This window comes from Blastococcus sp. SYSU D00813 (assembly GCF_054050735.1).
The window spans coordinates 131,556-156,309 of the sequence record NZ_JBJGZX010000003.1; the positions used below are offsets into that span (position 1 = coordinate 131,556).

Genomic DNA, 24,754 nt, shown 5'->3' on the forward strand with positions numbered 1-24,754 from the left:
CGGATGAGGGCTCCCGGGTGGGAGCTGCGGCCCCCCTCGCAGGGGCCCGCGCCGAGCGGAGCGAGGCGTGGGGGGCGAGGGGGTCCTGCGAGGGGTCCTTCCTCAGAAGGGCGGCTCGTCGGACGGGCCGGCGGGCGTCGACCACGGGTCGCTCGCGCCACCGCCACCGCCACCACCGAAACCGCCGCCACCGCCGCCGCCGAAGCCGCCGCCACCCTCACCGCGCTGGGCCTTCGTGACCTTCGCGGTGGCGTAGCGCAGCGAGGGGCCCACCTCGTCGACCTCGAGCTCGACGACGGTGCGCTTCTCGCCCTCCTTCGTCTCGAAGGAGCGCTGCTTGAGGCGACCGGAGACGATGACCCGCGAGCCACGGGTGAGGGACTCGGCGACGTTCTCCGCCGCCTGCCGCCACACGTTGCAGCGCAGGAAGAGCGCCTCGCCGTCCTTCCACTCCTGCGACTGACGGTCGAACGTCCGCGGGGTGGAGGCGACGGTGAAGTTCGCGACCGCGGCACCCGACGGCGTGAACCGCAGCTCCGGGTCGGAGGTCAGGTTGCCGATGACGGTGATGACGGTCTCGCCGGCCATGGTCAGTGGACCTCGGGCCGCATCAGCTTGGTGCGCAGGACCGACTCGTTGAGGTTCAGCTGCCGGTCGAGCTCGGCCACCGCAGCGGGCTCGGCGTTGATGTCGATGACGGCGTAGATGCCCTCGATCTGCTTCTTGATCTCGTAGGCCAGCCGACGGCGGCCCCAGATGTCGACCTTGCCCACCGTGCCACCGGAGTTGGTGACGACGGTCAGGAACCGGTCGAGGGAGGGAGCGATCGTGCGCTCCTCCAGCTCGGGGTCGAGGATGACCATCAGTTCGTAATTGCGCATGGAGAAACCCCACCTCCTCTGGTCTCGGCGGCTGCAGTGCATCTGCAGCAGGAGGGTCGTACATGCGTCGCGCGCCCCACCCCCGCGGAGCGGGAGGAGAACGCGCCACCGGACAGGCTACCAGCGCGCGGCGGATCGCCCGCCGGCCGTCCACGGGACCGCCGTCCACGGGGACGTACCGGAGGCACCGGCGGCCGCCGTCCCGGGCGGGGGCGGCGGCCGTCGGTGGAGGGGCTCAGCGCGAGCGGTGCGACCCGCCGGTCGAGCGGGCGGCCGACTGCGTGCGCACCAGCGCGGCGGTCGACGCCGCCAGCGCCACGACGGCGAGGAGTGCCGGCAGCGGCAGGGCGCCGGCGGCCGGGCCGGCCGGGTCGGCGCTCGTGGCGCTCTCCTCGTCCAGGTCCCCGCCCGCCCCGGAGAGCTGACCGAAGACCGGGACGGAGGCGCCGTCGTGGCCACCCGCGCCACCACCGGACCCGCCGCCCGCCGCGCTCGCGGCACCGGCCGGGCCGCCACCGGAGGCGGGCGTGAACCGGCTCAGGTCGAGCGCCGCGACGCCGCCGCCGGTGGGCGCCATGTCCGCGGCGCCGAGGCCGGTGTCGTAGGCGTAGGGCAGCCCGTCGACACCCGACGCCGCCGGCGCCTGCGGGAGGACCGGCGCCTGCGTCGGCGTGGGCGCCTCGCCCTGCGGCACCAGCTGCGGCAGCAGCTCGGGGACGCCGGGCAGCAGGGTCGGGACGTCGATCACCGGCAGCTGCGGCAGGTCCACGCCGGGCAGGTTCGGCAGCGGCAGCGTGGTGACGACGAACGGCGTGGGCACCGGGAGCGGCGGCAGCAGCCGGAACACCGCGTCGGTGAGCGCCGAGGTGAGCGACGCGTTGCTCTGCAGGCGGTACGTGTAGCCGATCAGGCAGACGTCGACGATCCCGGGCAGCGAGCAGTCGCGGTCGAAGGTCTCGTCCCAGGAGGCGCCGGGCGGCAGCACCCGCGTGCCGGTCGGCATCGTCAGGGTGACCTCGGTCCGCACCGTCACGCTGACCAGCGTCGGCAGGAGGCCCCCGCCGCCCACCTGCACGGTCTTGTCCTGGATCTGGTTGGTGAAGCGCACCGTGTCGCCGTCGTCGACCGACACGTAGGGCGGCGTGAGGTCCCGGATGAAGACGTCCACCACCGGGTCGACCCGACCGTTGGGGTCGGCGCTGGCGCTGGGCGCCACGAGCACCGACGTCCCCAGGATGGCCAGCCAGAGCAGGAGCGCCCCGGCGAGACCCCGCCGGGCGCTGCGTCGGATCCGACCGGTCACCATGTCCCTGCACACCCTCCGTCGAGCTACCGGGGAGTAACCCCCGTCACGGTGCAGGAACGATGATGTGTGTCCCGGGTTACGCGTAAACCTGTCGTCGGCCGGAACTACTGTCGCCGACGTGGCGACCCACCCGATCGGCGTACACGTCGGCCCCGGCCTGACCGAGGACAACGAGCTGCTCGACGGCGGCCCGGTCGCGCGCGCGGCGGAGATGGACGCCGACGGCGTGCAGGTCTTCCTCGGCGACCCCCAGGGTTGGAAGGCGCCGAAGCCGCGGCCCGACGCCGAGGCGCTGCGCGAGGGCGGGGTCACCGTCGTCGTCCACGCGCCCTACGTCCTCAACGTGGCGACGACGAACAACCGCATCCGCATCCCCAGCCGCAAGCTGCTCGGCCAGCACGCCGAGGCCGCCGCGGCCGTCGGCGCGCTGGGGCTGGTCGTGCACGGCGGCCACGTCCTGGCGAAGGACGACCCGGCCGCCGGCGTCGACAACTGGCGCAAGACCTTCACCCGCCAGGCCGAGGCCGGTGGGTTCCCCGTCCCCCTGCTCATCGAGAACACCGCCGGCGGCGGCAACGCGATGGCCCGCGACCTCGACGCGCTGGGGCGGCTGTGGGAGGCCGTCGGCGAGTTCGGCGCCGGGTTCGTGCTCGACACCTGCCACGCCTGGGCCGCCGGCTGGGACCTGGAGACGGTGGTGGACGACGTCCGCGCCGTCACCGGCCGCATCGACGTCGTCCACCTCAACAACAGCCGCGACCCGGCCGGGTCCAGCCGCGACCGGCACGCCCCGCTGGCCGACGGCGAGATCCCGACCGAGGTGCTGCTGGGCGTGGCCCGGGCCGCCGACGCGCCGATCGTCCTGGAGACCCCGGGCGACGCGGCCGCCCACGCCGAGGAGGTCGCCCTGGTCAGGTCGGCGATCGGCTGAGCCGCACTGCCGGCCTCCGGCCGGCGAGGGTGAGCCGGTCGGGTGCGCGGTCGAGCGCCCCGCCGGCGGGATCGTCGACGCCGGGCCAGCTGGTGCGGACGACGTCGTGGTCGGGCCGCCAGATCTCGCGCACCACCAGGACGATCAGCAGCACGACCGCGACGTCCCGGGTGACGACGACCATCCAGAACCACTCCTCGTCGATGCCGCGGTTGGCGGTGCCGAGGTACCAGAGCATGGTCACCACCCACACCAGCGCCTCGACCGCCTGCCACAGCAGCAACGAGCGCCAGCGCGGGCGGGCGAGGACCGCCAGAGGCAGCAGCCACAGCGAGAACTGCGGGCTCCACACCTTGTTGAGCAGCAGGAACCCGGCCACCAGCAGGAAGGCCACCTGGGCCACCCGCGGCCGCACCGGCGCGGCCAGCGTCAGCCAGGCCACGGCCAGCCCGTAGCCGAGCAGCACGACGGTGACGACGGCGTTGAGCACCGACGGCGCCTGCCCCTCGGCGAGCGGCCCGTCGAACGCGCGGCCGTCCGAGAGGCGGATGACCAGGTTCCACAGCGTCTCGGGGTTGGCCGGGCGCTCCCGGCTGAACGTGAAGAACGTGGCCCAGTTGTCGAGGGCCAGCAGCGCGATCGGCACGTTGACGGCCAGCCAGGCCACCACGGCCGCGCCGGCGGCGCGCAGCCAGGTGCGCCAGAGCCCGGCCCGCAGGCAGAGCAGGAGCAGCGCGCCGAGCACGAGCAACGGGTAGAACTTCGCGGCCACCGCCAGCCCGAGCAGGACCCCGGCCAGCACCTCGCGCTGCCGCGCCCACGCCCACAGCCCCAGCCCGGTGAGCGCGACCGCCAGCAGGTCCCAGTTGGTGAAGGCGTGCACCAGCAGCAACGGGGAGAGGGCCACCATCGCGGTGTCCCACGGCCGCCGCCCGGACAGCGCCATCACGGTGCGGGTCACCAGGAAGGCCAGCAGCGCCAACAGCAGGCACGTCACCACGTAGTAGGCCTGCACCTCCGGCACGCCGGGGAACAGCCCCTGGTCGCCGGAGACCTCGCCGTAGGCCCGGGCCAGGCCCGCGGCCACGGCCATCAGCCCGCCCGTCAGCACCGGGTACTCCACGGCGGAGTCGAGGTAGGGGACGTCGCCCTGGTCGAGCCCGTGCACCCCCCACAGCGGGATCGCGTCGTTGTAGCAGAAGTGCGTGTACTGGACGTTCCCCGCCCAGTTGCCCGACGAGCAGGGCGCCTGCTTGACCCAGGCCAGGGCCAGCACCGTCGTGGTGAACAGCAGGCAGACCCGCAGCGGGGTCCAGAACAGCGCCCGCCCGGTGACCGCGTGCCGCCCCCACGGGCCGCCGACGGCCTCGCTGGCCTGCGCCGCGACCGGGTCGGTCCAGGTCGGCACGACGCGGTCCGGGCCGGCGGGCGGGGCGGCGGGCGGGGCGGCGGGCGGGGCGGCGGCCACCGGTCCCCGGAACGGCACGGACCCCCCGGCAGCGGAGCTGTCCGAGGGGTCCGTGGGGTGCTGCGCGCGGGTCACCGCGCCAGTCTGCCGGGCGGTCAGCCGCCGGCGGGCGCGGCCTGCTGGCCCTGCCCGCCGCCCTGGCCCCCGCCCTGGCCCCCGCCCGGCGCCTGGCTCCCGCCGCCGACCGTGACGGTGGGCGGGGCCACCGCGGGCGGGGAGGACGCGGGCGGCGACGACGTCGTGGGCGGCGTCGCGGGGGTGGACGTGGCCGGGACGTCGGGCTGCTCGACCGTGGTCTCGGTCGGCTCGGCGGCGGTGGTCGGCGCCGACTGCGTCGTCTGCGGCGCCTCCGTCGTGGGCGGTGCGCTCTCGCTGGCCGGCGGGCCGTTGCGGTCGGCGTCGATCACCGGCTCGTCGGGCAGCGGCTCCTCCGGCGTGCCGGCGAGGACGGTGTCCATGAACTGCTGCCAGATGGCGCCGGGCAGCCCGGACCCGTAGATGATCGAGCCCGCGGCGTTGACGATCGGCTCGCGGCCGTCGGTGCCCATCCACACCGCCGTCGACAGCGACGGGGTGTAGCCGACCATCCAGGCGTCGGAGTTGTCGGTGGCGTTGAGGCCCTGCGTACCGGTCTTGCTGGCCACCGGCCGGTCGCCGTCCAGCGAGCGGCGGGAGTAGTCGGCGACGTCCCGCAGCGCGTAGGTCGTGTCGTTGGCGACGTCGGCCGGGATGACCTGCTCACCCGGGTCGCCGCCGTACTCGAGCAGGACCGCGCCGGTGCTGTCGGTCACCCGGGCGACGAAGTACGGGCTGCGCTCGACGCCGCCGGCCGCCAGGGTGGCGAAGCCGTGCGCCTGGTCGATGGGGCGCATCTCGTACTCGCCGATGCCGATGGCCGACCCGGTGCCGCCCTCGGCGTTGGCGAGGATCGTCTGCCCCTCGAGGAAGCCGCCCTGCCAGGTCTCCGGCAGGCCGGTGGCCTCCAGCGCCGTCGCGCGCACGTTCTCCGGCCCGACCTCGTAGGCCAGCCCGTAGAAGGTGGTGTTGAGCGACCGGGTCATGGCCTCGACCAGCGTGCAGTTGCCGCACGAGGCGCCGCCGGAGTTGCGCACCGGGGCGTCGCGGTCGGGGAAGGTCTGCGGCGAGGAGCCGTCGCGCCGGGACTCGACGCCGATGCCCTGCTCCAGCGCGGTGGCCAGCACGTAGGGCTTCATCGAGGAGCCGGGCTGGCGCTGGGCCTGCGCGTAGTCGGTGCCGGTGCCGTTGGGCCCGCCGTAGTAGGCGACGACGGCGCCGGTCCGCGGGTCGACGGCGACGAGGGCCTGCCGCAGGTTGGCCGGCTCGTCGTCCTCGGGACCGGGCTCACCGAACATGACGTCGTTGACCGCGGCGATCGCGGCGTCCTGCGCCGGCCGCTGGATCGTCGTGGTGATGCGCAGCCCGCCGGCCAGGATCTGCTGGTCGGTGTAGCCCTTGGCCCGCAGCTCGGCCAGCGCCTGCTGCACGACCAGGCCCTCGGGGCCGCTGGGGATGCCCAGGTTGGAGCCGGTGCGGGGCAGGACCTGCGGGTAGAGGGCGGCGGCGCGCTGGTCGGCGGTGACCCAGCCCTCCTCCTCCATGGCGTCGAGCACCCGCTCCCAGCGGCTGAGCGCGCCCTCGGGGTTGACCTCGGGGTCGTTGTTGGAGGGGTTGCGGATGAGGACGGCCAGGACGGCGCCCTGCTCGGCGGTCAGCGCGCTGGCCGGGACGCCGAAGAACGTGTTCGCCGCGGCCTCGATGCCGTAGGCGCCGCGGCCGAAGTAGATGGTGTTGAGGTAGTTCTCGAAGATCTCGTCCTTCGAGTACTCGTTGTCCAGCTTGATGGCCAGGAAGAGCTCCTGGAACTTGCGGCTGAACGTCTGCTCGTGGGTCAGGAAGGCGTTCTTCACGTACTGCTGGGTGATCGTCGACCCACCCTGCGTCGAGCCGCCGGTCACGTTGTTCCAGGCCGCGCGGACGATGCCGGTGAACGAGATGCCGGGGTCGGAGTAGAAGTTCCGGTTCTCCGCGGCGAGGATCGCGTTGCGGGCGGGCTCGGACACCTGGTCGAGCGAGACGTTGGTGCGGTTCTCGTCGCCCAGCCGCGCCATCTCGGTCGTGCCGTCGGCGTAGTAGACGACCGTCGTCTGCGCGTTCTGCACGCTGCTGGGGTCGGGCACCTCGGTCGTCGCGTAGACGACGCCCACGAAGACCGCGAGCAGCACGAACACGCCGGCGAGGAGCCCCGCGAGGATCTTCAGCCGGCGGCGACGGCGCTGCTTCTTCGTGCGGGCCGGCTTGCCCTTGCGGCCGCCGTTCCCGCCGCGCCCGCCGGACGCGGGTGGCCGGCCGCCGCCGTTGCCCGGCGGGCGGTTCCCGCCGGAGCCCGACCCGGTGCGGGACGCCGTCGTCCGAGCGCGGCCGCCCCCGCCGGGACGGGCGGGGGGAGGCCGGCGGACCGAGCCGGCGCCCGGTCCGACCGGTGACGTCTCGTCGTGGGAGGGCACGCGCGAGCCCCTTCCTGGCAGTCGAGTGGGACGGGACGAGTTCGTCCCGCTACCCAGAGTGGCGTGTTCAGCTGTACGAGCGGGGGAGGACCCGCGGCATCGCGCCGCGTGTCACGCGCCGACCCCGTACAACGACGGACGCAGCCGCAGGGTGTTCCCCGGAGTGACCGGTACTACTCCGTGGCCGCCCGCCGGCGCGGACGGCGCGGCTGGCGGCCGGGCTCCGGCTCGCGGCCGAGGACGTAGGAGCGGTCGAGGTGGTTCCAGCCGCACCCGCGGCACACCTCCACCTCGTAGACCGAGAACTCCTCCTGCTTGCCGTCCATCCGGGCCAGTTCCACGGACGTCTTGGCCTGGCCGGACACGTGCCCGAGGGTGTCGCCGTAGACGTAGCTGACGAGGGTCAGCCGGTGTCCGCGGCAGATCGGGCACGGGTCCTCGGTCGGGTCGCCGTGGTAGCGGGCCGCCCGGGTCAGGTACGGACTGGCGTCGCAGACCTCGTACAGGCTCGTGCGCCCCGCCTGCACGCCCGCGAGGACGGCTCGCCGCTGCAGCGAGTAGTCCACGACGGAGCGTCGTCCGGGCACCGGGCCAGGGTACGCACCGGGCGCCTCCCGGCGGCGGGTCCGCGAGACGCGCTCCGAGCCGGCACACCGCACGGCCGCGGCGCGGCGCGCCACTCCCGGGTGACCAGGTGTTGCCCTGCGCTTCACCCGTCGATGTATCGTCTCGATACATCGACCGGCAGAGAGCTGGGGAGGGCGGAGTGCTCGAGTTCGCCATCCTCGGCCTGCTGCAACAGTCGCCGATGCACGGGTACGAGCTGCGCAAGCAGCTCAGCCAGGTGCTCGGCGGCCTGCGCAGCATCTCCTACGGCTCGCTGTACCCCGCGTTGAAGCGACTCCACGCGGCCGGGTTCGTCACCACTGCCGAGCCCGGTCCCGGGGAGCTGCTGCCGGCCGACGCACCGCCGCTCACCGGCCGCCGGGGGAAGGTGGTCTACACGATCACCGCGGAAGGCAAGGAGCGCTTCCAGGAGCTGGTCAGCCAGGCCGGCCCGGAGGCGTACGACGACGGAGGCCACTTCGGCGTCCACCTGGCCTTCTTCCGCCACACCGCGGCGGACGTGCGGCTGCGGATCCTCGAGGGTCGCAGGCGCACAGTCGAGCGGCAGCGGGAGGGACTGCGGGCCTCACTGGCGCGGACCCGCGAACGTCTCGACCGCTACACGCTCGAGCTGCAGCGGCACGGGCTCGAGTCGGTGGACCGGGAGGTCCGCTGGCTGTCCGAGCTCATCGACCGGGAGCTGACAGAGACAGAGCGCCGGGAGGCCGCGACCGGAGACGACGGTCGCCCGGCCTGACCACAGCTCGGGGGCGGTCCGCCGCCCCGCACAACGACGGACCTGCGGGTCCAACGGAGAGAGGAAACCCATGGGAGCCGTCAAGGTCGCCATCGTCGGCGTCGGCAACTGCGCCGCGTCGCTGGTGCAGGGCGTGCACTACTACCGGGACGCCGACGAGACCGGCTCCGTCCCCGGCCTGATGCACGTGCGTTTCGGTGAGTACCACGTCTCCGACGTGCAGTTCGTCGCCGCGTTCGACGTCGACGCCAAGAAGGTCGGCCGGGACCTGTCCGAGGCGATCGTCGCCAGCGAGAACAACACCATCAAGATCTGCGACGTGCCGCCGCTCGGCGTCCCCGTGCAGCGCGGCACCACCCTCGACGGCCTCGGCCGGTACTACCGGGAGACCATCGAGGAGTCCGACGAGCAGCCGGTGGACGTCGTCGCCGCCCTGCGCGAGTCCGGCGCCGACGTGCTCGTCTGCTACCTGCCGGTCGGCTCGCAGCAGGCCGCCGAGTTCTACGCCCAGGCCGCCCTGGACGCCGGCGTGGCGTTCGTCAACGCCCTGCCGGTCTTCATCGCCGGCACCAAGGAGTGGGCGGACAAGTTCACCGCCGCCGGGGTGCCGATCGTCGGTGACGACATCAAGAGCCAGGTCGGCGCGACGATCACCCACCGGGTGCTGGCCAAGCTCTTCGAGGACCGCGGCGTGCAGCTCGACCGCACCATGCAGCTGAACGTCGGCGGCAACATGGACTTCAAGAACATGCTCGAGCGCGAGCGCCTGGAGTCCAAGAAGATCTCCAAGACCCAGGCCGTCACCAGCCAGGTCGACCGCGACATGGGCAAGGACAACGTCCACATCGGCCCGTCGGACCACGTGCCGTGGTTGACCGACCGCAAGTGGGCCTACGTCCGGCTCGAGGGCCGCGCCTTCGGTGACGTCCCGCTGAACCTGGAGTACAAGCTCGAGGTCTGGGACTCCCCGAACTCGGCCGGCATCATCATCGACGCCGTCCGCGCCGCGAAGATCGCCAAGGACCGCGGCATCGGTGGCCCGATCCTGTCGGCGTCGTCGTACTTCATGAAGTCGCCGCCGGTGCAGTACAGCGACAGCGAGGCCCGGGACGCCGTCGAGGCGTTCATCCGCGGCGACGTCGAGCGCTGATGTAAGGACCTCGGTCCGGACAGGGCCCGTCTCCCCCCGTGGGAGGCGGGCCCTGTCGCGTCCGCGCGTGTGCGCCGGTCGGCGGCCCGCGGGCTGCCTACGCTGACCGCATGCCGCCGCGCCGCCGTCCCGCCCTGCTGGCCGCGGGGCTCGTCGGCGCCGTCCTGTGCACGGCCGCCTGCACCGCCGAGGCGGCCGACCGCGAGCCCGGCGACCCGGTGACCGACGCCGAGGCCGAGCTGCTGGCCGGCCTGCTGGCGGCCAACGAGGAGGAGGGCGGCGCGGACTTCGTCGTCGCGGCCCCCCTCGCCGAGGACTCCGTGCTCACCCTCACCGGCGAGGTCGACTACGCCGACGACGTCGGGCGGGCCCAGGCGGTCACCAGCCACGGGGACGGCCGCCCGGACGACGTGCGCACCGTGTTCTTCACCGCCGACGCGCTGTGGTTCGGCGACGTGCCCGGGCTGGCCGAGGCGCTGACCACGGCGGGGCTGCCGCCGGCGTCCTACCTGCGCCGCCCGGCCGCCGTCGGCGGCGGCGGGGAGGCCAGCGCGCCGCTGGCCGACGTCCTCGTCCGGCTCGTGCTCAACCTCGCCACCGCCGGGGACGACGACCCGGGGGCGTTCCGCGGCGGCGACCACACGTGGGAGGGCCAGCGGTCCATCGACGGCCGGCTGAGCACCGTGTTCGCCTCGGCGTCGGGCTGGACCGTGGCGGTCGACGGCTCCACGGACCTGCTGGTGCAGTACGTGACCGAGCTGCCCGGGCAGGAGTTCCCGGTGACGGTCTCGCTGGCCGACCACGGGCCCCGCGACATCGCCCCGCCCGCGGCGGAGGAGACGGTGGACGGCGCGGCGCACCCGGAGCTGCTCACCGCCGTCGGGCTCTAGGTCCGCCGGGCGGTCCCACCGGGCCGCGGTACGGCGCCGGCTCCCCGTACGGCCCGGCCCGTTCCGGGCCCGGACGTGCGGGAAGGGGCGGCCTCTTCCCCAGACCGCCCCTTCCCGACGTCCTTCCTACCAGATCCCGGCCGCCCGCGCTCCCCCAGCGGCAGGACGGGTGGGGCTCAGTTGACGGAGGGGTCGGCCGGGGCGGTCGAGAGGACGGCGAGGCGGCCGGTCTGCCGGCCCAGCACCCGCCGCCACAGCTGCGGGCCGGCCAGGTCGCTCAGGACGTCGTCCGGCGACCCGTCGACGCAGGCCCACGCGCCCTCGGCGACCTCGCCCGCGAGCTGCCCGGGGGACCAGCCGGCATAGCCGGCGAAGACCCGCAGGCCGGTCACCAGGCCCTCGAGCTCCACCGGGTCGGCGTCGAGGTCGACCAGGCACACCTCATCGGCGACGCGCCGCAGGCCGGTGTCCGCGTCGAGGGGGCCGCGTGGGCTGGTGGCCAGGCACAGGGCGGTGTCGGTCTCGCACGGCCCACCCACGTGGAACACGCCGGGTTCGACGGCCAGGTCGCACCAGCCGGGCAGGACGTCGCGGATCTCGACCTGGCTCGGCCGGCCGAGCACGACGCCGAGCGTGCCGGTGTCGTTGTGGTCGAGCACGTAGACCACGCTGCCGGCGAACGTCGGGTCGGTCAGCGACGGCATCGCGACCAGCAGCGACCCGGGCCGGACGTCCTCCACCGAGCCGGTCGACAACGACGGCACCGCGTCGGGACGGCGGCGCCCCGTGGCGGGCCGCGCGGGCGGTCCGTACTCGGGATCGGGCGGGGAACTCATCGTCCTCAGTGTGCCCCACCGGCGACGCCGGTGACCGGTCGAGGCGCACGACCGGGGGACGACGGGGCGGCGGTCACGGGCTGGTACCGGCGCCGACCTAGGGTGACGGCGTGCAGCAGGCGCCGAGCCGGGTCCGGCAGCTGTTCGGCCGCCCGGACTTCCGCCGCCTGCTGACCACCCGGCTGCTGTCCCAGTTCGGCGACGGCGTCTTCCAGGCCGCCCTGGCCGGCACGGTGCTGTTCAACCCGCAGCGGGCCGCGGACCCGGCCGACGTCGCGGCGGGCTTCGCGATCCTGCTCCTGCCGTACTCGCTGGTGGGGCCCTTCGCCGGCGTCCTGCTCGACCGGTGGAGCCGCCGCCAGGTGCTGCTGGTGGCGAACCTGGTCCGCGCCGCCCTCGTGCTGGTGGTCGCCGCGCTCGTCGCCGCCGGGGTGGCCGGCGTCCCCTTCTACGTGACCGGCCTGCTCGTCTTCGCCGTCAACCGGTTCCTGCTGGCCGCCCTCTCCGCCGGTCTCCCGCACACGATCGAGGAGCACAGGCTGGTCTCGGCCAACGCGCTCTCGACGACGGCGGGCACGGCGGCGTCGGTGGTGGGCGGCGGCGCGGCCGTGGGCATCGCCGCGGTCGCGGGCTCGGGGGACGCCGCGTACGCGGCCGTGGCCGCCGCGGCGGCGGCGCCCTACGTCGCGGCCTCGCTGGCGGCCGCCGGGTTCGCGCGTGGACACCTGGGCCCGGACCACGCGCTGGGCGCCGCGCGGCTGTCGGCCGGTGACGTGCTGCGCGGCATGGTGGCCGGCGCCCGGCACGTCTTCGCGATCCCGCCGGCAGCCGCCGCGCTCGCCGCCATCGCCGTGCACCGGGTCTGCTTCGGCTTCCTCACGCTGATGACGCTGCTGCTGTACCGCAACACCTTCGAGGCGTGGGGGCCGCTGCTGCCGACCGGGCTGGCGGGTGCCGGTCAGGTGCTCACGTTCGGGGCGGCGGGTGCCCTGCTGGCCGCTGCGGTCACCCCGCGCGTCGTCCGCCGGGTCGGCAAGCCGCGGTGGGTGACCGCGCTGCTGGTCGCCGGCGGGGTCGGCCAGCTGGCGCTGGGCCTGCCGTTCGTCCCGCCCGCCGCGGTGGCCGGCGGCTTCGTGCTCGGCTTCGTCGGGCAGGGCGTGAAGATCTGCGTGGACACCACGCTGCAGGAGACGGTCGACGACGACCACCGCGGCCGGGTCTTCTCCGTCTACGACACGCTGTTCAACATCACGTTCGTCGCCGCCGTCGTGGCGGGGGCGTTCCTGCTCCCGTCGTCCGGGGTCTCGCACGGCGTCGTCGTCGGCGTGAGCGCCACCTACCTCCTCACCGCCGCCGCTTACGCGGAGTGCGAGAGGCGAGGTTTCCTGCGTTCCCGCACTCCGGTCACGTGAGGAGCAGGGTGATCTCCGCACCGCAGTCGTCCGGGGCCTCGCGGAGGCGGCGTACCGGATAGCGGAGCAGCACCAGGCCCTCGCCCATGAGCGCGTTCTGCCGGACCAGGTCCCGACCCCAGTCCTCCGCCGAGAGGTGGAACGCCGCGCCGTCCGCCTCGACCGCTACGCCGTGGTCCCGCCAGAGGGCGTCCACGAAGTACGTCCCGCTGCGCGTGACGACCGCTGCTCCCCACTCGGGCTCGGGAAGACCCGCCGCCTCGACGACCCGGCGGAGGTCCGCCTCACCCACCGACCTCATCCCCCGACGGGCATCGGCCAGCGCGGATCGGAGCCACGGCGTGAGGCGCCGCCCCAGCCGGGCGGCCTCCGCCTCGAGCGCCGGGACGGTGCACAGGGCCCGTTGGAGGACCTCGGCCACCACGTGGTCGACGTCGTTGCGGCGCCTCGCGGTGACCGCTGCGTCCACGACGGCGCGGGCCGGCGCTGCGACGCGGAGTCCACCGACGTCGACCACGGCGTCGACCGGGCGCCGGCTCTGGTGGACGACGACAAAGCCCTGCGACCGGACGTGGTGACCGTGGCGGGCGGTCACCTCCACGAGACCACCCTCCTGCGGCAGCACGTACTCGCCCCGCACGCCCGCTGCACGAGTGGTGCTCGACAGCTCCTGCACCCGGCACCCCCGGGCCGCCAGGGCACTGCGGTGCGACAGGACCGCACCGGGTCCGGCGTAGTGCAGCGCCGCCCGCCACCGTTCACGACGTGTGAGCGGACCTGAGTGACTCACGAAGACGCCGGGCAGGGGCTCCTGCCAGCGCCCGGCCGCGACAGCGGTGCGGAGCCGGTAGTTGCTCAGCCCCGCGGCGGTGAGCAGGTGGCGCGGGGCGACCTGCTCACCGTCCAGGGCGATGGGCGGCATGTGCACCGGCGCAGGGTGGCGGGGACCGGCCGCCGCCTGCTCCCGTCATCCACAGCGGAGTGCGAGGAGCGAGGTTTCCTGTGCTCCGGCACTCCGTTCAGGAGGAGCGCTCGGACCACCAGCGGCGGAGTTCGGCCTCGGCCTCGTCGGGGTCGAGCGGGCCGCGCTCCAGCCGCAGGTCCTTGAGGAACCGCCACGCCTCGCCGACCTCGCGGCCGGGGCCGATCCCGAGGATTTCCATGATCGCGTTGCCGTCGAGGTCCGGGCGCACCCGCGCGAGGTCCTCGGCCGCCGACAGCTCCGCGATCCGCTGCTCGAGCGAGTCGTAGGTCGCCGCCAGCGCCGCCGCCCGCCGCTTGTTGCGGGTCGTGCAGTCCGACCGGACCAGCGTGTGCAGGCGGGGGAGCAGGTCGCCGGCGTCGGTCACGTAGCGGCGCACCGCGGAGTCGGTCCACTCGCCCCGGCCGTAGCCGTGGAAGCGCAGGTGCAGGAACGTCAGCCGGGCGACGGCCTCGACGACGTCCTTCGGGTAGCGCAGCGCCGTCAGCCGCTTGCGCACCAGCTTGGCGCCGACCACCTCGTGGTGGTGGAACGAGACCCGCCCGCGCGCCTCGTGCCGCCGGGTCGCGGGCTTGCCGATGTCGTGCAGCAGCGCGGCCAGCCGCAGCACCAGGTCGGGGCTCTCCACGCCCGGGGCCCCGGCCGCCGCCAGGGCGCGCTCCCGGGCGATCGCCTGGTCGAGCACCGTCAGCGAGTGGGTGTAGACGTCCTTGTGCTGGTGGTGCTCGTCGATCTCCATCCGCAGTGCGCCGAGCTCGGGGAGGACGACGTCGGCCAGGCCCGTGCCGACGAAGAGCTCCAGCGCGGCCCGGGGCGAGTCCTGCAGCAACGTCTTCGACAGCTCGGCGTTCACGCGCTCCGGCGTGATCCGCGCCAGCTGACCGGCCATGCCGGTCATCGCCGCCACCACGTCGTCGTCCGGCGTCAGGCCGAGCTGGGCCACGAACCGCACCGCCCGGAGCATGCGCAGCGGGTCGTCGGCGAAGGAGTCGGCGGCCGCACCGGGGGTCCGCAGCCGGCGGGCCAGCAGGTCGCCCAGGCCGCCGAACGGGTCGGTCACCGTCCGGTCGGGCCCCAGGGAGACCGCCATCGCGTTCACGGTGAAGTCGCGGCGCACGAGGTCCTCGACCAGCGAGGTGCCCCAGACCACCTCGGGGTCGCGCGAGATCCGGTCGTAGCGGTCGGCCCGGAACGTCGTGATCTCCAGCCGGACGCCGCGCACCTCCGCGCCGACCGTCCCGAAGGCGATCCCCTGGTTCCACGTGGAACCCGCCCACCCGCGCAGCAGCTCGAGGGTCTGCTCGGGACGGGCGTCGGTGGTGACGTCGAGGTCGCCGGGCACCCGCGCCCCGTCGGACCCGGCGCTCAGGAGCGCGTCGCGCACCGACCCGCCCACGAGGTGGGCCTCGAACCCCGCCGCGGCGAAGCGCTCACCCAGCTCGGCGAGCACGGGGGAGACGTCGACGAGCGCCCGCACGGTCTCCTGGACGGCGGCGGGCACCGGCTCGGCGACGGCACGACTCGGGGGCTGCTCGGACACGACGAGCCAGGGTAGTGCCGGCGCGCGCGCTACCCTCCTGGCATGGCTGGGACGGGCGGACGCGGACGCCCCGGCCGCCGGCTGCGCCGGGTCGACGAGACCTCCGCCGGGGGCCTGGTGGTGGCCGACGACGGCGTGACCGGGCCCCGCGCTGCCCTGATCGGCCGCACCGACCGGCGCGGACGCCTCCTCTGGTCGCTGCCCAAGGGCCACATCGAGGAGGGCGAGACCCCGGAGGACACCGCCGTCCGGGAGGTCGCCGAGGAGACCGGGATCATCGGTGAGGTCCTCGCCCCGCTCGGGATCATCGACTTCTGGTTCGTCGCCGACGGCCGGCGCGTGCACAAGACGGTGCACCACTTCCTGCTCCGCGCGATCGGCGGCGCGCTGTCGGACGCCGACATCGAGGTCACCGAGGTCGCGTGGGTGCCGCTGGACGAGCTGAGCGAGCGCCTGGCCTACGCCGACGAGCGGGCGCTCGTCGAGCGCGCCCCGGCGCTGCTCGCCGACAGCGCGTGAGCCGCGGCCCCGACACTCCGCACGGGCACGGCACCGGACGCCGGGGCAGCCACTCCCGCCCGGCGCTGCTGCGGCTGATCGTCGCCCTGCTGGTGACCCTGCCGCTGGTCGCCGGCCTCGGCGGCCCGCTCACCCCGGTCGCGACCGCCGCGCCGGGGGACGACCGGCCCGGGGACGACGCCGCCGGCGCCGCGACCGACCCCGACCGCCCGGTCCGCATCACCGTCGACCGGGTCGAGCCGGCCACCGTCGTCCCCGGCGGCACGATCACGCTGAGCGTGACGCTGACCAACACCGGCAGCGAGGACCTCTCCGGCCTCGCCCTGCGGCTGCAGCGCGGCGACCCGCTGCGCACCCGCGCCGAGCTGGTCGCCGCCGAGTTGGACCCGCCCGCGACGCGCGCGAACGCCGAGTTCCTGCCGATCGCCGGCACCCTCGCCGCCGGCGCGTCCCTCGACTTCCGCTACACGACCACCACCGTCGACCTGGAGCTGGTCGAGGACGGCGTCTACCCGGTCCTGCTGAACCTCAACGGCACCACCCCCGACGGGGTGGAGAGCCGGGTGGGGGAGGTCGGCACCTACGTCGTCCAGGTGGGTGCGCCGCCGGTGGGGACGACGGGCGTCGCCTGGCTGTGGCCGCTCGTCGAGCCCACCCACCGCGACGCCGCCGGCCGGTTCACCGACGACGACCTCGCCGAGGCCGTCGGCTCGGGCGGCCGGCTGGACCGGCTGCTCTCCGCCGTCGAGCAGCTCCCCGAGACCGAGCCGGTTCCCGGCCAGGAGCCGCAGCCGGTGGCGCGGGTGACCCTCGCCGTCGACCCCGCCCTGGTCGAGGCCCTCGACGTGATGGCCGACGGGCCCTACGACGTCGCGGGCGAGGACGACGCCGGCGAGGGCACCGAGGCGGCCGCCGCGTTCCTCGACCGGCTGCGCTCGGTGGCCGACGTCCACCCCGTCGTGGCCCTGCCCTACGGCGACGTCGACGTGGACGCCGTGACCACCGCCGGGCTCCCCGAGGTCGCCGCGCGCAGCCTGCCCGCCACCGGGACGGCGGCCGCGTTCCCCGCGCTGCCCGAGGAGGAGGGCGGCGCGCCGGTCAGCCAGGCCGGCGCCGGCGCCCGCATCCTGCGGGACGTCCTCGACGTCGAGCCCCGCACCGATCTCGCCTGGGCCGCCGGCGGCGCGGTGCACGGCCAGACGCTGGGCGTCCTGCGGGCCGGCGGCGTCTCCTCCGTCGTCGTCAGCTCCGACGGTCTCGCCGACGGCGGGGCCGCGGTCGGCCTGGGCGCCGGCGGCGCCGCCGCGCGCACGCCGCTGGCCGAGGGCACCGTCGGCCTGGTCGCCGACGCCTCGCTGAGCACCCTGGCCGGCGACACCGGCGCGGCGGACGGCGGCGCGGGTCTCGCCGGGCAGCGCTACGTCGCCGAGGTCGCCCTCCTGTCCCGCCAGCCCGGTGGCGACCCCCTCGCCCTGCGCACCGTCCTCGTCGCGCCGCCGCGCGGGCTGGACGCCGAGCCCGACGACCTGACCGCGCTGATCGCCTCCACCACCCAGGTGCCCGGCGTCCGCACCGCCGGCCTCGACGAGCTGCTGACCGGACCGGTCGCCGACACCGGTGGCCTGCTCCCGCCCGCGGACCCCGGAGCACTGGCACCGGCCGTGCTCACCGACGTCCGTGCCGCCGTCGAGGCCCGCGACGACCTGGCCGGGGCCGTCGTCGGCGACACCGACGCGGCGCTCGCCCCCTTCGACGCGGCCACGGCCCGGGCCACGTCGGTGGCCTCCGGCCGCGACCCCGAGCGTGCCGTGCAGGCGGCCGGCGACCTCCGTGGCACCGTGGAGTCCCTGCTCGACGAGGTCACGCTGCTCTCCCCGGCCGACGGCACCTACAGCCTCGCCTCCAGCGACGCCCCGCTCGTGCTGACCGTGCGCAACGACCTGCCCTTCGCGGTGCTGGTGCGGCTGCAGGTGCGCACCCGCAGCGGGGTCGGGCTGTCGGTCTCCGACATCGGGGTGCAGCAGCTGGCGCCGCTGGAGCGGACGACGCTGCAGGTGCCCACCGAGGTCCGCCAGTCCGGCCGCTTCGCCGTCACCGCCACCCTCACCACCCCGGACGGCGACGCGCTCGGCGACACGGTCGAGCTGCAGGTCACCAGCACCGCGTACGGCGCCATCTCGCTCGCCATCACGATCGGCGCCGCGGCCCTGCTCGGCCTGCTGTTCCTCCGCCGCGGGGTCCGCTTCCTCCTGCGCCGCCGGTCGGGGACCGGCCGCGACGAGGACGACGACCTGCCCGGCGGCGACGCCCCCGAGGGCGCGGCGGTCCCGCTGCCGCCCGCGCGGAGCCCGGTGTGAGCAACGAGCCCCCGGTCGGCGAGCGCGACCGGCTGCCGCTGCCGCCCGTCCCGCCCGCCGCGCCGCGCCGGTCCGCGCGCGACGCCGAGCAGCCGCGCGCGCGCCGCCCGGCCACGCCGCTGCCCCCGCCGCCCTACCCCGTGGTCGCCGACCCGGCCGACGGCACCGGCATGCGCCCACCCGTGGTGCCGCTGCGGCCGGTGCCCCCGCCGGCCGTCCGCCGGGACCGCCCGGTCCGCAGCGACCGTCCGCTGCCCCCGGTGCCCCCGCCGCGGCCCCGCTTCGTCCCCGGTCCCGACGACACGCAGCTCATCCCGGTCCTGCCGGCGGTCCCCACGCGCGTCGACGAGACCGAGGAGGAGGCGTCGGCCCGCGAGGGCGCCCCCGGCGCCAGCCGCGGCATCCTCCGCGCCGCCGGCACCATGGCCGTGGCCACGCTCGTCTCCCGGGTGACCGGCCTGCTGCGCACGATGGTGCTGGCCGCCGCGCTCGGCGTCGGGCTGGTCAACGACGCCTACAACACCGCGAACACGCTGCCCAACATCGTCTACGAGCTGCTGCTGGGCGGGGTCCTGACCTCGGTGATCGTGCCGCTGTTCGTGCACGCCCAGGAGCGCGACCGCGACGGCGGCGTCGGCTACGTCCAGCGGCTGTCCACCGTCGCCGTCGCCGGGCTGGTCGTCGTGACTGCCGTCGCCGTCCTCGCCGCGCCGCTGCTCACCCGGCTCTACGGCATCTCCGGCGACCCCGACCAGGTCCGGCTGGCCAACTGGCTGGCCCGCATCCTGCTGCTGGAGATCGTCTTCTACGGCCTGGGGGCGCTGGCGCAGGCGGTGCTCAACTCCCGCGGGGTGTTCGGCCCGCCGGCCTGGGCGCCGGTGCTCAACAACGTCGTCGTCATCGCCACCGGCGTGGTGTTCATGGCGGTCGCCGATGGCGAGCTCACCCCCGGCAGCATCAGCCCCGGGCTGGTCTGGCTGCTCGGGGCCGGCACCACCCTGGGCATCGCCGTGCAGGCCGTGGTCCTGCTGCCGCTGCTGGGCCGGGCGGGCGTGCCGCTGCGGCCGCGCTGGGGGCTGCGGCAGACCGGCCTGCGTGAGGCCGGCTCGCTGGGGCTGTGGGTGATCGCCTACTCCGCGGTCAGCGCGGTCGGCGTCGCCGTGGCCACCCGCATCGCCAACGCGGCCGGCCGCGACGGCGGCCTGGGCTCCAGCGCCTTCGCGATCTCCAGCCTGCTGTTCCAGATGCCCTACGGGATCATCGGCGTCGCCCTGCTGACGGCGCTGGTGCCCCGGATGAGCCGCGCCGCGGCCCGCTCGGACGTCGACGGCGTGGTCCGCGACCTCTCCCTGGGCACGCGACTGTCCGCGCTGGGCCTGCTGCCGGTCACCGCGGCGCTCACGGTGCTGGGCCCGTCGCTGGCCACCGTCGCCTTCGCCCGCGGCAACACCAGCGTGGAGGAGGCCCGCGCGATCGGGGTCGCCCTGGCCATCGGGGCCTTCGGCCTGCTGCCCATGGCCGTGACGCTCCTGCAGCTGCGGGTCTTCTACGCCACCAAGGACGCGCGGACGCCGACGCTGATCCAGCTGGGCATGGTCGCCGTCCGCGTGCCCCTGCTCGTGGCGGTCCCGGCCGTGGTCGACCCCGAGCACGTCGTCGCCGGGCTGATGCTCGTCACGAGCGTCACCTACGTCGCCGGCTGGGTCCTCGGCCACGTCGCGCTCACCCGCCGGCTGGGGGCGCTGGACACCCGGTCGACCCTCGTCCCGGTACTGCGCGTGACCGCCGCGTCGCTGGGGGCTGCGCTGGTGGGCTGGGGCGTCACGATCGTGTCTCGGAGTGTGCTCGGCACCTCGGTGGCGGGTTCGCTCGGCACCCTGCTCATCGGTACCGTGGTCATCGGGGTCGCAGCCGTCGGCGGCATGCTGCTCGCCCGGGTACCCGAGGTGACGGGACCGCTCTCGGCGGTCCTGGGCCGGCGCGGGCGCGGGTGAGCGGCGAGCCGGGCGCGACCCCCGCTGCGGGGCGCGGGCACCGCGGACGACGAGTGGACGAGGGGGCTGCGGCGATGACGTCCACCATCACCGGCCTCCCCGACCGCTACCGCCCGCTCGACGAGATCGGCCCCGAGGAGTCCACCCCCACCGGCGTCATCCGGTGCTGGCGGGCCCGCGACCGCGTCCTCAACCGCGACGTCGCCATCCGCGTGCACACCCCCGGCGGCCCGCCGGCGCGGGCGTGGATCGGCCGGGCGCTCACCGCCGGCGGGCTGGCCACCCCGGCGCTGGCCATGGTCTACGACGCCGCCGAGGGCAGCGGGGCGGCCGACGGCGGTCCCGGCAGCGCCGCGTACGTCGTCAACGAGTGGATCGAGGGCCGCACGCTGGCCGAGCGGCTCGCCGACGGGCCGGTGCCCGAGCGCGAGGCGCGCACCGTCCTGCGCCGGCTCGCCGAAGGCATCGCCGAGGCGCACCGCGTCGGCCTCGCCGTCGGCGGGATCACCCCCGAGACGGTCGTGCTGCGCCCGAACGGCCTCGTCGGGCTGCGCGCCGTCCCCGCGGCCTCCGGGAGCATGCAGGGCGACATCGCCGCGCTCGGGGCGCTGCTGGAGTTCTGCCTCACCGGGCGTCAGGCCGGCCGGCCCGGTCCCGACGGCCGGCCCTCGCCGCCCCCGGTCATCCCGCAGCCCGACCTGGCCGCGCTGGTCCGCCGAGCGCGGTCCACCGAGCCGGGCGCCGGGCTGTCCAGCGCCGCGGCCATGGCCGCGCTGCTCGCCCAGCCGCCGCGGCCGAGCCAGTCGGCCCACCTGGTCCGCGAGCCGGACGAGAGCGACAGCGGCTGGCTGCGCCGGCTCCGCGAGCGCCGGGAGGACGACGACCTCGACGGCACCCCGTACGACGACCCGCGGGACGACGACACCCGGTACGGCGCCACGCGCGGGGCCCTGCCGCCGGTGCCGCCCTACGGCGACGAGCACCTGCACCTCGACGCCGCCTTCGAGGACGACGACGCCGACGACGACTCCGACGAGGACGTCCGCGACGACGGGTCCGCCGACGACCGCGGGGAGCGGCCCGGCCGGCGCAAGCTCGTCGTCGTCGGCCTGCCGCTGCTGGCACTGGCGATCGTCGTCCTGCTCGCCTGGTGGTTCGGCACCAACGTGCTCTCCGTCGCCGACTCGGTCGACACCCCCGGCAGCTCCTCCCCGCCGGCGTCCTCGGCGCCGCAGGACACCGCGGCCGAGGAGCCCCCGCCCCCGGCCGACGTGCCGGCGGCGACCATCGCCTCCGGCACCCTGTTCGACCCGCAGGGCGACGGGGACCCGGAGAACCCCGGGGACGTGCCGCTGACCTTCGACGGCGACCCGGCCACGTCCTGGTCGACCGTCACCTACCGCGGGTCGGCCGCCTTCGGCGGGCTCAAGGACGGCATGGGCATCGTCTACGACCTCGGCGCCGACCAGGCGCTGGCCGCCGTCACGGTCACCAGCACCACCCCGGGCGCGACCATGGAGGTGCGGGTCGGGGGCACCCCCGGGTCCGACGTCGCCGAGTGGACGGTCGCCGCCTCGGGCACCGTCGACGGCACCACCGAGCTCGCCTTCGACGAGCCCGTCACCACCCGCTACCTGCTCGTCTGGGTCACCTCGCTGGTCCCGGCCGACGGCGGCTTCTCCGCCGACATCGCCGAGGTCTCGCTCCGCCCCGCGGGCTGAGGCGGCCACCGCGGGGGAATGCGGCTCTACGATCTGCCGTTGTGCCGCCCGTGACGAACGACCACCAGCCCACCCCCGGCCCCGCCGTCACCGGCGCGGAGGTCGAGAACCCGGCCATCCCGCCCGCGGAGCACGACGGGGTCCGCGACCTGATCATCATCGGGTCCGGGCCGGCCGGGTACACCGCGGCGATCTACGCCGCCCGGGCCAACCTGCACCCGCTGGTCTTCGAGGGCTCCCAGTTCGGCGGCGCCCTCATGACCACCACCGAGGTGGAGAACTTCCCCGGCTTCGCCGAGGGCGTGCAGGGCCCGCAGCTGATGGACGACATGCGCACCCAGGCCGAGCGCTTCGGCGCCGAGCTGGTCGCCCGCGACGTGACCCGCGTCGACCTGACCGCCAGCCCGAAGGTGGTCGAGGTCGGCGACCAGGAGTACCGGGCGCACGCGGTCATCGTCGCCACCGGCTCGAAGTACCGGTACCTGGGCCTGGACAACGAGGCCCGGCTGCTCGGCCGCGGCGTGTCGGCCTGCGCCACTTGCGACGGGTTCTTCTTCCGCGACCAGGACATCGTCGTGGTCGGCGGCGGCGACTCGGCGATGGAGGAGGCCACGTTCCTCACCCGCTTCGCCAAGAGCGTGACCGTCGTCCACCGGCGGGAGGAGCTGCGCGCCTCGAAGATCATGCAGAAGCGCGCGCAGGACAACGAGAAGATCCGCTGGGCGCTGGGCAAGCAGGTCACCGACGTCCTCGGCGAGGACACCGTCGCCGGCGTGCAGCTGACCGACGTGGCCAGCGGCACCACCGAGGAGCTCCCCGTCGCCGGGATGTTCGTGGCCATCGGCCACGACCCGCGCAGCGAGCTGTTCGCCGGCCAGCTCAAGCTGGACGACGAGGGCTACGTGCAGGTCGAGCACCCGACGACCCGCACCAACATCGACGGCGTGTTCGCCTGCGGCGACGTCGTCGACCACATCTACCGCCAGGCCATCACCTCGGCCGGCACCGGCGCGGCGGCGGCCATCGACGCCGAGCGCTGGCTCGCCGAGACCTTCGACGAGCGCTGAGCTCCCCCCGGGCGGGTGCGCCCGCACCCGCCCGGGCATAGATCCGCGGTGCCCCCGGTTGACCCGACCGGAGCCCGACTCCACGCCAGACCACAGAGGGAGAACGACCATGGCAGGCAACACCGTGACGGTGACCGACGCGAGCTTCGCCGACGAGGTCCTGGGCAGCGACAAGCCCGTGCTCGTCGACTTCTGGGCGGAGTGGTGCGGGCCGTGCAAGATGGTCGCCCCGGTGCTCGAGGAGATCGCCGCCGAGCACGGCGACAAGCTCACGATCGCCAAGCTGAACATCGACGAGAACCCGCAGATCGCCCGCGACTACCAGGTCATGTCGATCCCGACGATGACGGTGTTCCAGGGCGGCAAGCCGGTCAAGAGCATCATCGGCGCCAAGCCCAAGGGCGCCATCCTGTCGGACCTGTCCGACTACATCTGACGCAGGACCCCGCCGCCCGCCCGCTCGCGGTGGGCCCCTGCACCGGGGCCGGGCGCGGAGCGTGACCCCAGGACCCACCCGGCCACCCGGCCGGGTGGGTCCTGCCGCGTCCGGGGTGGGCGCGGCGCACCCCCGACGGGCCGGGCCCGCCGGCGAGGACGACAATCGGGACACGATGGCGAGCAACGACGGCACCTTCCCCCTGCGCCCCGGGGACCGTGGCCCCGCGGTGGCCGACGTCCGGGCCGCACTCCGCAGTCTCGAGCTCCTCCGGCCGGTCGACCCGGACGACGGCGCCGACGCGGTCTACGACCAGGCGACCGAGCTCGCGGTGCGCCACTTCCAGCAGGTCCGCGGGCTGACCGTCGACGGGCACGTCGGCGAGGAGACCTACCGGGCGCTGTCGGAGGCGCGCTGGTCGCTGGGTGACCGGCTGCTGCACCACGACCCCGAGCGCCCCATGCGCGGTGACGACGTCACCAACCTCCAGGAGCGCCTCCTGGAGCTCGGGTACGACGCCGGCCGCGCCGACGGCATCCTCGGCCCCGAGACCGAGGCCGGGCTGCGCGCGTTCCAGCGCGACTACGGGCTCACCGCCGACGGCACCTGCGGTCCGGCCACCCTGCGCGCGCTGCGCCAGCTGGGCCGCAAGGTCACCGGCGGCCGCCCGCAGCTGCTCCGGCAGAGCGCCTCCATGGTCGAGAGCGGCCCGCACCTGATCGGCCGGGTGATCGTCGTCGACCCCGGGCACGGCGGCGCGGAGACCGGCTTCACCGCGGGGGAGACCACCGAGGCCGACCTCGTGCTCGACCTGGCCAGCCGCATCGAGGGCCGGCTCGCCGCCGCTGGCGCGCGCGTCTACCTGACCCGCGGCCGCGGCCAGAACCCCACCGCGGCCGAGCGGACGGCCTTCGCCAACGACGCCCGCGCCGATCTGTTCCTCTCGCTGCACATGGACGCCCACGGCTCCGAGCACGCCCGCGGCGTGGCCAGCTACTACTACGGCACGGGCTCGGGCGCCTCGTCCACGGTCGGCGAGCAGTTCGCCCACCTGGTCCGGCGCGAGGTCGTGGCGCGCACCGGGCTGATCGACCTCGGGGGCTACCCGAAGACGTGGGACCTGCTGCGGATGACCCGGATGCCGGCGGTGCGGCTGGACTGCGGGTACCTGTCGCACCCGGTCGACCGGCTGCTGCTGCTCGACGCCCGGCTGCGCGGCACGGTGGCCTCGGCCGTCCTCGCCGCCGTCCAGCGGCTCTTCCTCCCCGCCGAGGCCGACCCGCCCACCGGCACCTTCGTCCTCCCCCAGCGGGTGTAGCGCCGCGACGGGGACTGCACTCCGGACCCGTCCGTCACATCCCGACGTGTCGCCGGAA

The 24,754-nt window shown here is 75.2% G+C and carries 21 protein-coding genes; 12 read left to right on the forward strand and 9 right to left on the reverse strand.

Annotation, left to right across the window (positions count from 1 at the left end; all coding sequences use genetic code 11):
• Positions 1 to 102 precede the first annotated feature (102 nt).
• From ACI8AX_RS03225 to ACI8AX_RS03235, 3 genes are all read right to left on the reverse strand, one after another.
• Entirely contained in the window at positions 103 to 588 is a 486-nt protein-coding gene (locus ACI8AX_RS03225; protein WP_456548356.1) for a single-stranded DNA-binding protein, read from the reverse strand.
• A 2-nt stretch (positions 589 to 590) separates the two neighbouring features.
• The gene (gene rpsF, locus ACI8AX_RS03230) at positions 591 to 881 is read right to left on the reverse strand and encodes a 30S ribosomal protein S6 (RefSeq protein WP_456544339.1); all 291 of its coding nucleotides are present in this window, start codon (positions 879 to 881) and stop codon (positions 591 to 593) included.
• Positions 882 to 1,116: 235 nt separating this feature from the next.
• The gene (locus ACI8AX_RS03235; RefSeq protein WP_456548357.1) at positions 1,117 to 2,187 is read right to left on the reverse strand and encodes a hypothetical protein; all 1,071 of its coding nucleotides are present in this window, start codon (positions 2,185 to 2,187) and stop codon (positions 1,117 to 1,119) included.
• Between the two features lie 118 nt (positions 2,188 to 2,305).
• On the opposite strand from ACI8AX_RS03235, the gene ACI8AX_RS03240 reads away from it, so the two are divergent.
• Positions 2,306 to 3,118 (forward strand): deoxyribonuclease IV, encoded by an 813-nt coding sequence (locus ACI8AX_RS03240; protein ID WP_456548358.1) that lies wholly within the window; start codon positions 2,306 to 2,308, stop codon positions 3,116 to 3,118.
• On the opposite strand, the gene ACI8AX_RS03245 is transcribed toward ACI8AX_RS03240, so the two are convergent.
• From ACI8AX_RS03245 to ACI8AX_RS03255, 3 genes are all read right to left on the reverse strand, one after another.
• Complete coding sequence (locus ACI8AX_RS03245) at positions 3,099 to 4,526, reverse strand: glycosyltransferase family 87 protein (protein WP_456548359.1); 1,428 nt, start codon at positions 4,524 to 4,526, stop codon at positions 3,099 to 3,101. The two genes, ACI8AX_RS03240 and ACI8AX_RS03245, sit on opposite strands and share 20 nt — an antisense overlap.
• A gap of 155 nt (positions 4,527 to 4,681) precedes the next feature.
• Positions 4,682 to 7,111, reverse strand: coding sequence for a transglycosylase domain-containing protein (locus ACI8AX_RS03250; RefSeq protein WP_456548360.1), 2,430 nt, complete (start codon positions 7,109 to 7,111; stop codon positions 4,682 to 4,684).
• Between the two features lie 173 nt (positions 7,112 to 7,284).
• Positions 7,285 to 7,698, reverse strand: a complete 414-nt coding sequence (locus ACI8AX_RS03255) for a DUF5318 family protein (protein WP_456548361.1) — start codon at positions 7,696 to 7,698, stop codon at positions 7,285 to 7,287.
• 179 nt (positions 7,699 to 7,877) lie between these two features.
• Here ACI8AX_RS03255 and ACI8AX_RS03260 point away from each other — a divergent pair, with 179 nt between their 5' ends.
• The 3 genes from ACI8AX_RS03260 to ACI8AX_RS03270 all read left to right on the forward strand — a co-directional run bounded on the left by ACI8AX_RS03260 (position 7,878) and on the right by ACI8AX_RS03270 (position 10,514).
• Positions 7,878 to 8,474, forward strand: coding sequence for a PadR family transcriptional regulator (locus tag ACI8AX_RS03260; RefSeq protein WP_456548362.1), 597 nt, complete (start codon positions 7,878 to 7,880; stop codon positions 8,472 to 8,474).
• Positions 8,475 to 8,544: 70 nt separating this feature from the next.
• Entirely contained in the window at positions 8,545 to 9,624 is a 1,080-nt protein-coding gene (locus ACI8AX_RS03265; protein ID WP_456548363.1) for an inositol-3-phosphate synthase, read from the forward strand.
• Between the two features lie 110 nt (positions 9,625 to 9,734).
• A complete protein-coding gene (locus tag ACI8AX_RS03270) occupies positions 9,735 to 10,514 on the forward strand; it encodes a hypothetical protein (RefSeq protein ID WP_456548364.1) in 780 nt (259 codons plus the stop codon).
• Between the two features lie 176 nt (positions 10,515 to 10,690).
• On the opposite strand, the gene ACI8AX_RS03275 is transcribed toward ACI8AX_RS03270, so the two are convergent.
• Positions 10,691 to 11,350 (reverse strand): YqgE/AlgH family protein, encoded by a 660-nt coding sequence (locus ACI8AX_RS03275; protein WP_456548365.1) that lies wholly within the window; start codon positions 11,348 to 11,350, stop codon positions 10,691 to 10,693.
• Between the two features lie 110 nt (positions 11,351 to 11,460).
• Between ACI8AX_RS03275 and ACI8AX_RS03280 the strand changes: the two genes are divergently transcribed.
• Positions 11,461 to 12,762, forward strand: coding sequence for an MFS transporter (locus tag ACI8AX_RS03280; protein ID WP_456548366.1), 1,302 nt, complete (start codon positions 11,461 to 11,463; stop codon positions 12,760 to 12,762).
• Here ACI8AX_RS03280 and ACI8AX_RS03285 read toward each other — a convergent pair.
• Entirely contained in the window at positions 12,755 to 13,690 is a 936-nt protein-coding gene (locus ACI8AX_RS03285) for a hypothetical protein (RefSeq protein ID WP_456548367.1), read from the reverse strand. The genes ACI8AX_RS03280 and ACI8AX_RS03285 overlap by 8 nt on opposite strands.
• Positions 13,691 to 13,781: 91 nt before the next feature.
• A complete protein-coding gene (locus ACI8AX_RS03290; protein WP_456548368.1) occupies positions 13,782 to 15,284 on the reverse strand; it encodes a CCA tRNA nucleotidyltransferase in 1,503 nt (500 codons plus the stop codon).
• 42 nt (positions 15,285 to 15,326) lie between these two features.
• Between ACI8AX_RS03290 and ACI8AX_RS03295 the strand changes: the two genes are divergently transcribed.
• The 7 genes from ACI8AX_RS03295 to ACI8AX_RS03325 all read left to right on the forward strand — a co-directional run bounded on the left by ACI8AX_RS03295 (position 15,327) and on the right by ACI8AX_RS03325 (position 24,696).
• Complete coding sequence (locus ACI8AX_RS03295) at positions 15,327 to 15,803, forward strand: NUDIX hydrolase (protein ID WP_456548369.1); 477 nt, start codon at positions 15,327 to 15,329, stop codon at positions 15,801 to 15,803.
• On the forward strand, positions 15,800 to 18,160 hold the full coding sequence (locus tag ACI8AX_RS03300) for a DUF6049 family protein (RefSeq protein ID WP_456548370.1): 2,361 nt from the start codon (positions 15,800 to 15,802) through the stop codon (positions 18,158 to 18,160). The genes ACI8AX_RS03295 and ACI8AX_RS03300 overlap by 4 nt, the downstream gene beginning before the upstream one ends.
• On the forward strand, positions 18,157 to 20,154 hold the full coding sequence (gene murJ / locus ACI8AX_RS03305; protein ID WP_456548371.1) for a murein biosynthesis integral membrane protein MurJ: 1,998 nt from the start codon (positions 18,157 to 18,159) through the stop codon (positions 20,152 to 20,154). The genes ACI8AX_RS03300 and murJ overlap by 4 nt, the downstream gene beginning before the upstream one ends.
• 74 nt (positions 20,155 to 20,228) lie before the next feature.
• Complete coding sequence (locus ACI8AX_RS03310; RefSeq protein ID WP_456548372.1) at positions 20,229 to 21,875, forward strand: hypothetical protein; 1,647 nt, start codon at positions 20,229 to 20,231, stop codon at positions 21,873 to 21,875.
• Positions 21,876 to 21,916: 41 nt separating this feature from the next.
• Positions 21,917 to 22,942: a thioredoxin-disulfide reductase gene (trxB, locus tag ACI8AX_RS03315; RefSeq protein WP_456548373.1), complete on the forward strand. Its 1,026-nt coding sequence runs from the start codon at positions 21,917 to 21,919 to the stop codon at positions 22,940 to 22,942.
• 109 nt (positions 22,943 to 23,051) lie between these two features.
• On the forward strand, positions 23,052 to 23,378 hold the full coding sequence (trxA, locus tag ACI8AX_RS03320; protein WP_091946014.1) for a thioredoxin: 327 nt from the start codon (positions 23,052 to 23,054) through the stop codon (positions 23,376 to 23,378).
• 175 nt (positions 23,379 to 23,553) lie between these two features.
• Positions 23,554 to 24,696 (forward strand): N-acetylmuramoyl-L-alanine amidase, encoded by a 1,143-nt coding sequence (locus tag ACI8AX_RS03325; RefSeq protein ID WP_456548374.1) that lies wholly within the window; start codon positions 23,554 to 23,556, stop codon positions 24,694 to 24,696.
• Positions 24,697 to 24,754: the final 58 nt, after the last annotated feature.

What these genes read in the sequence shown, in the direction of transcription:
- rpsF (WP_456544339.1), bottom strand. Translation starts at nt 881, where the DNA reads ATGCGCAATTACGAACTGATGGTCATCCTCGACCCCGAGCTGGAGGAG.
- ACI8AX_RS03295 (WP_456548369.1), top strand. Translation starts at nt 15,327, where the DNA reads ATGGCTGGGACGGGCGGACGCGGACGCCCCGGCCGCCGGCTGCGCCGG.
- trxA (WP_091946014.1), top strand. Translation starts at nt 23,052, where the DNA reads ATGGCAGGCAACACCGTGACGGTGACCGACGCGAGCTTCGCCGACGAG.
- ACI8AX_RS03275 (WP_456548365.1), bottom strand. Translation starts at nt 11,350, where the DNA reads ATGAGTTCCCCGCCCGATCCCGAGTACGGACCGCCCGCGCGGCCCGCC.
- ACI8AX_RS03325 (WP_456548374.1), top strand. Translation starts at nt 23,554, where the DNA reads ATGGCGAGCAACGACGGCACCTTCCCCCTGCGCCCCGGGGACCGTGGC.
- ACI8AX_RS03270 (WP_456548364.1), top strand. Translation starts at nt 9,735, where the DNA reads ATGCCGCCGCGCCGCCGTCCCGCCCTGCTGGCCGCGGGGCTCGTCGGC.
- ACI8AX_RS03225 (WP_456548356.1), bottom strand. Translation starts at nt 588, where the DNA reads ATGGCCGGCGAGACCGTCATCACCGTCATCGGCAACCTGACCTCCGAC.
- ACI8AX_RS03235 (WP_456548357.1), bottom strand. Translation starts at nt 2,187, where the DNA reads ATGGTGACCGGTCGGATCCGACGCAGCGCCCGGCGGGGTCTCGCCGGG.
- ACI8AX_RS03265 (WP_456548363.1), top strand. Translation starts at nt 8,545, where the DNA reads ATGGGAGCCGTCAAGGTCGCCATCGTCGGCGTCGGCAACTGCGCCGCG.
- ACI8AX_RS03310 (WP_456548372.1), top strand. Translation starts at nt 20,229, where the DNA reads ATGACGTCCACCATCACCGGCCTCCCCGACCGCTACCGCCCGCTCGAC.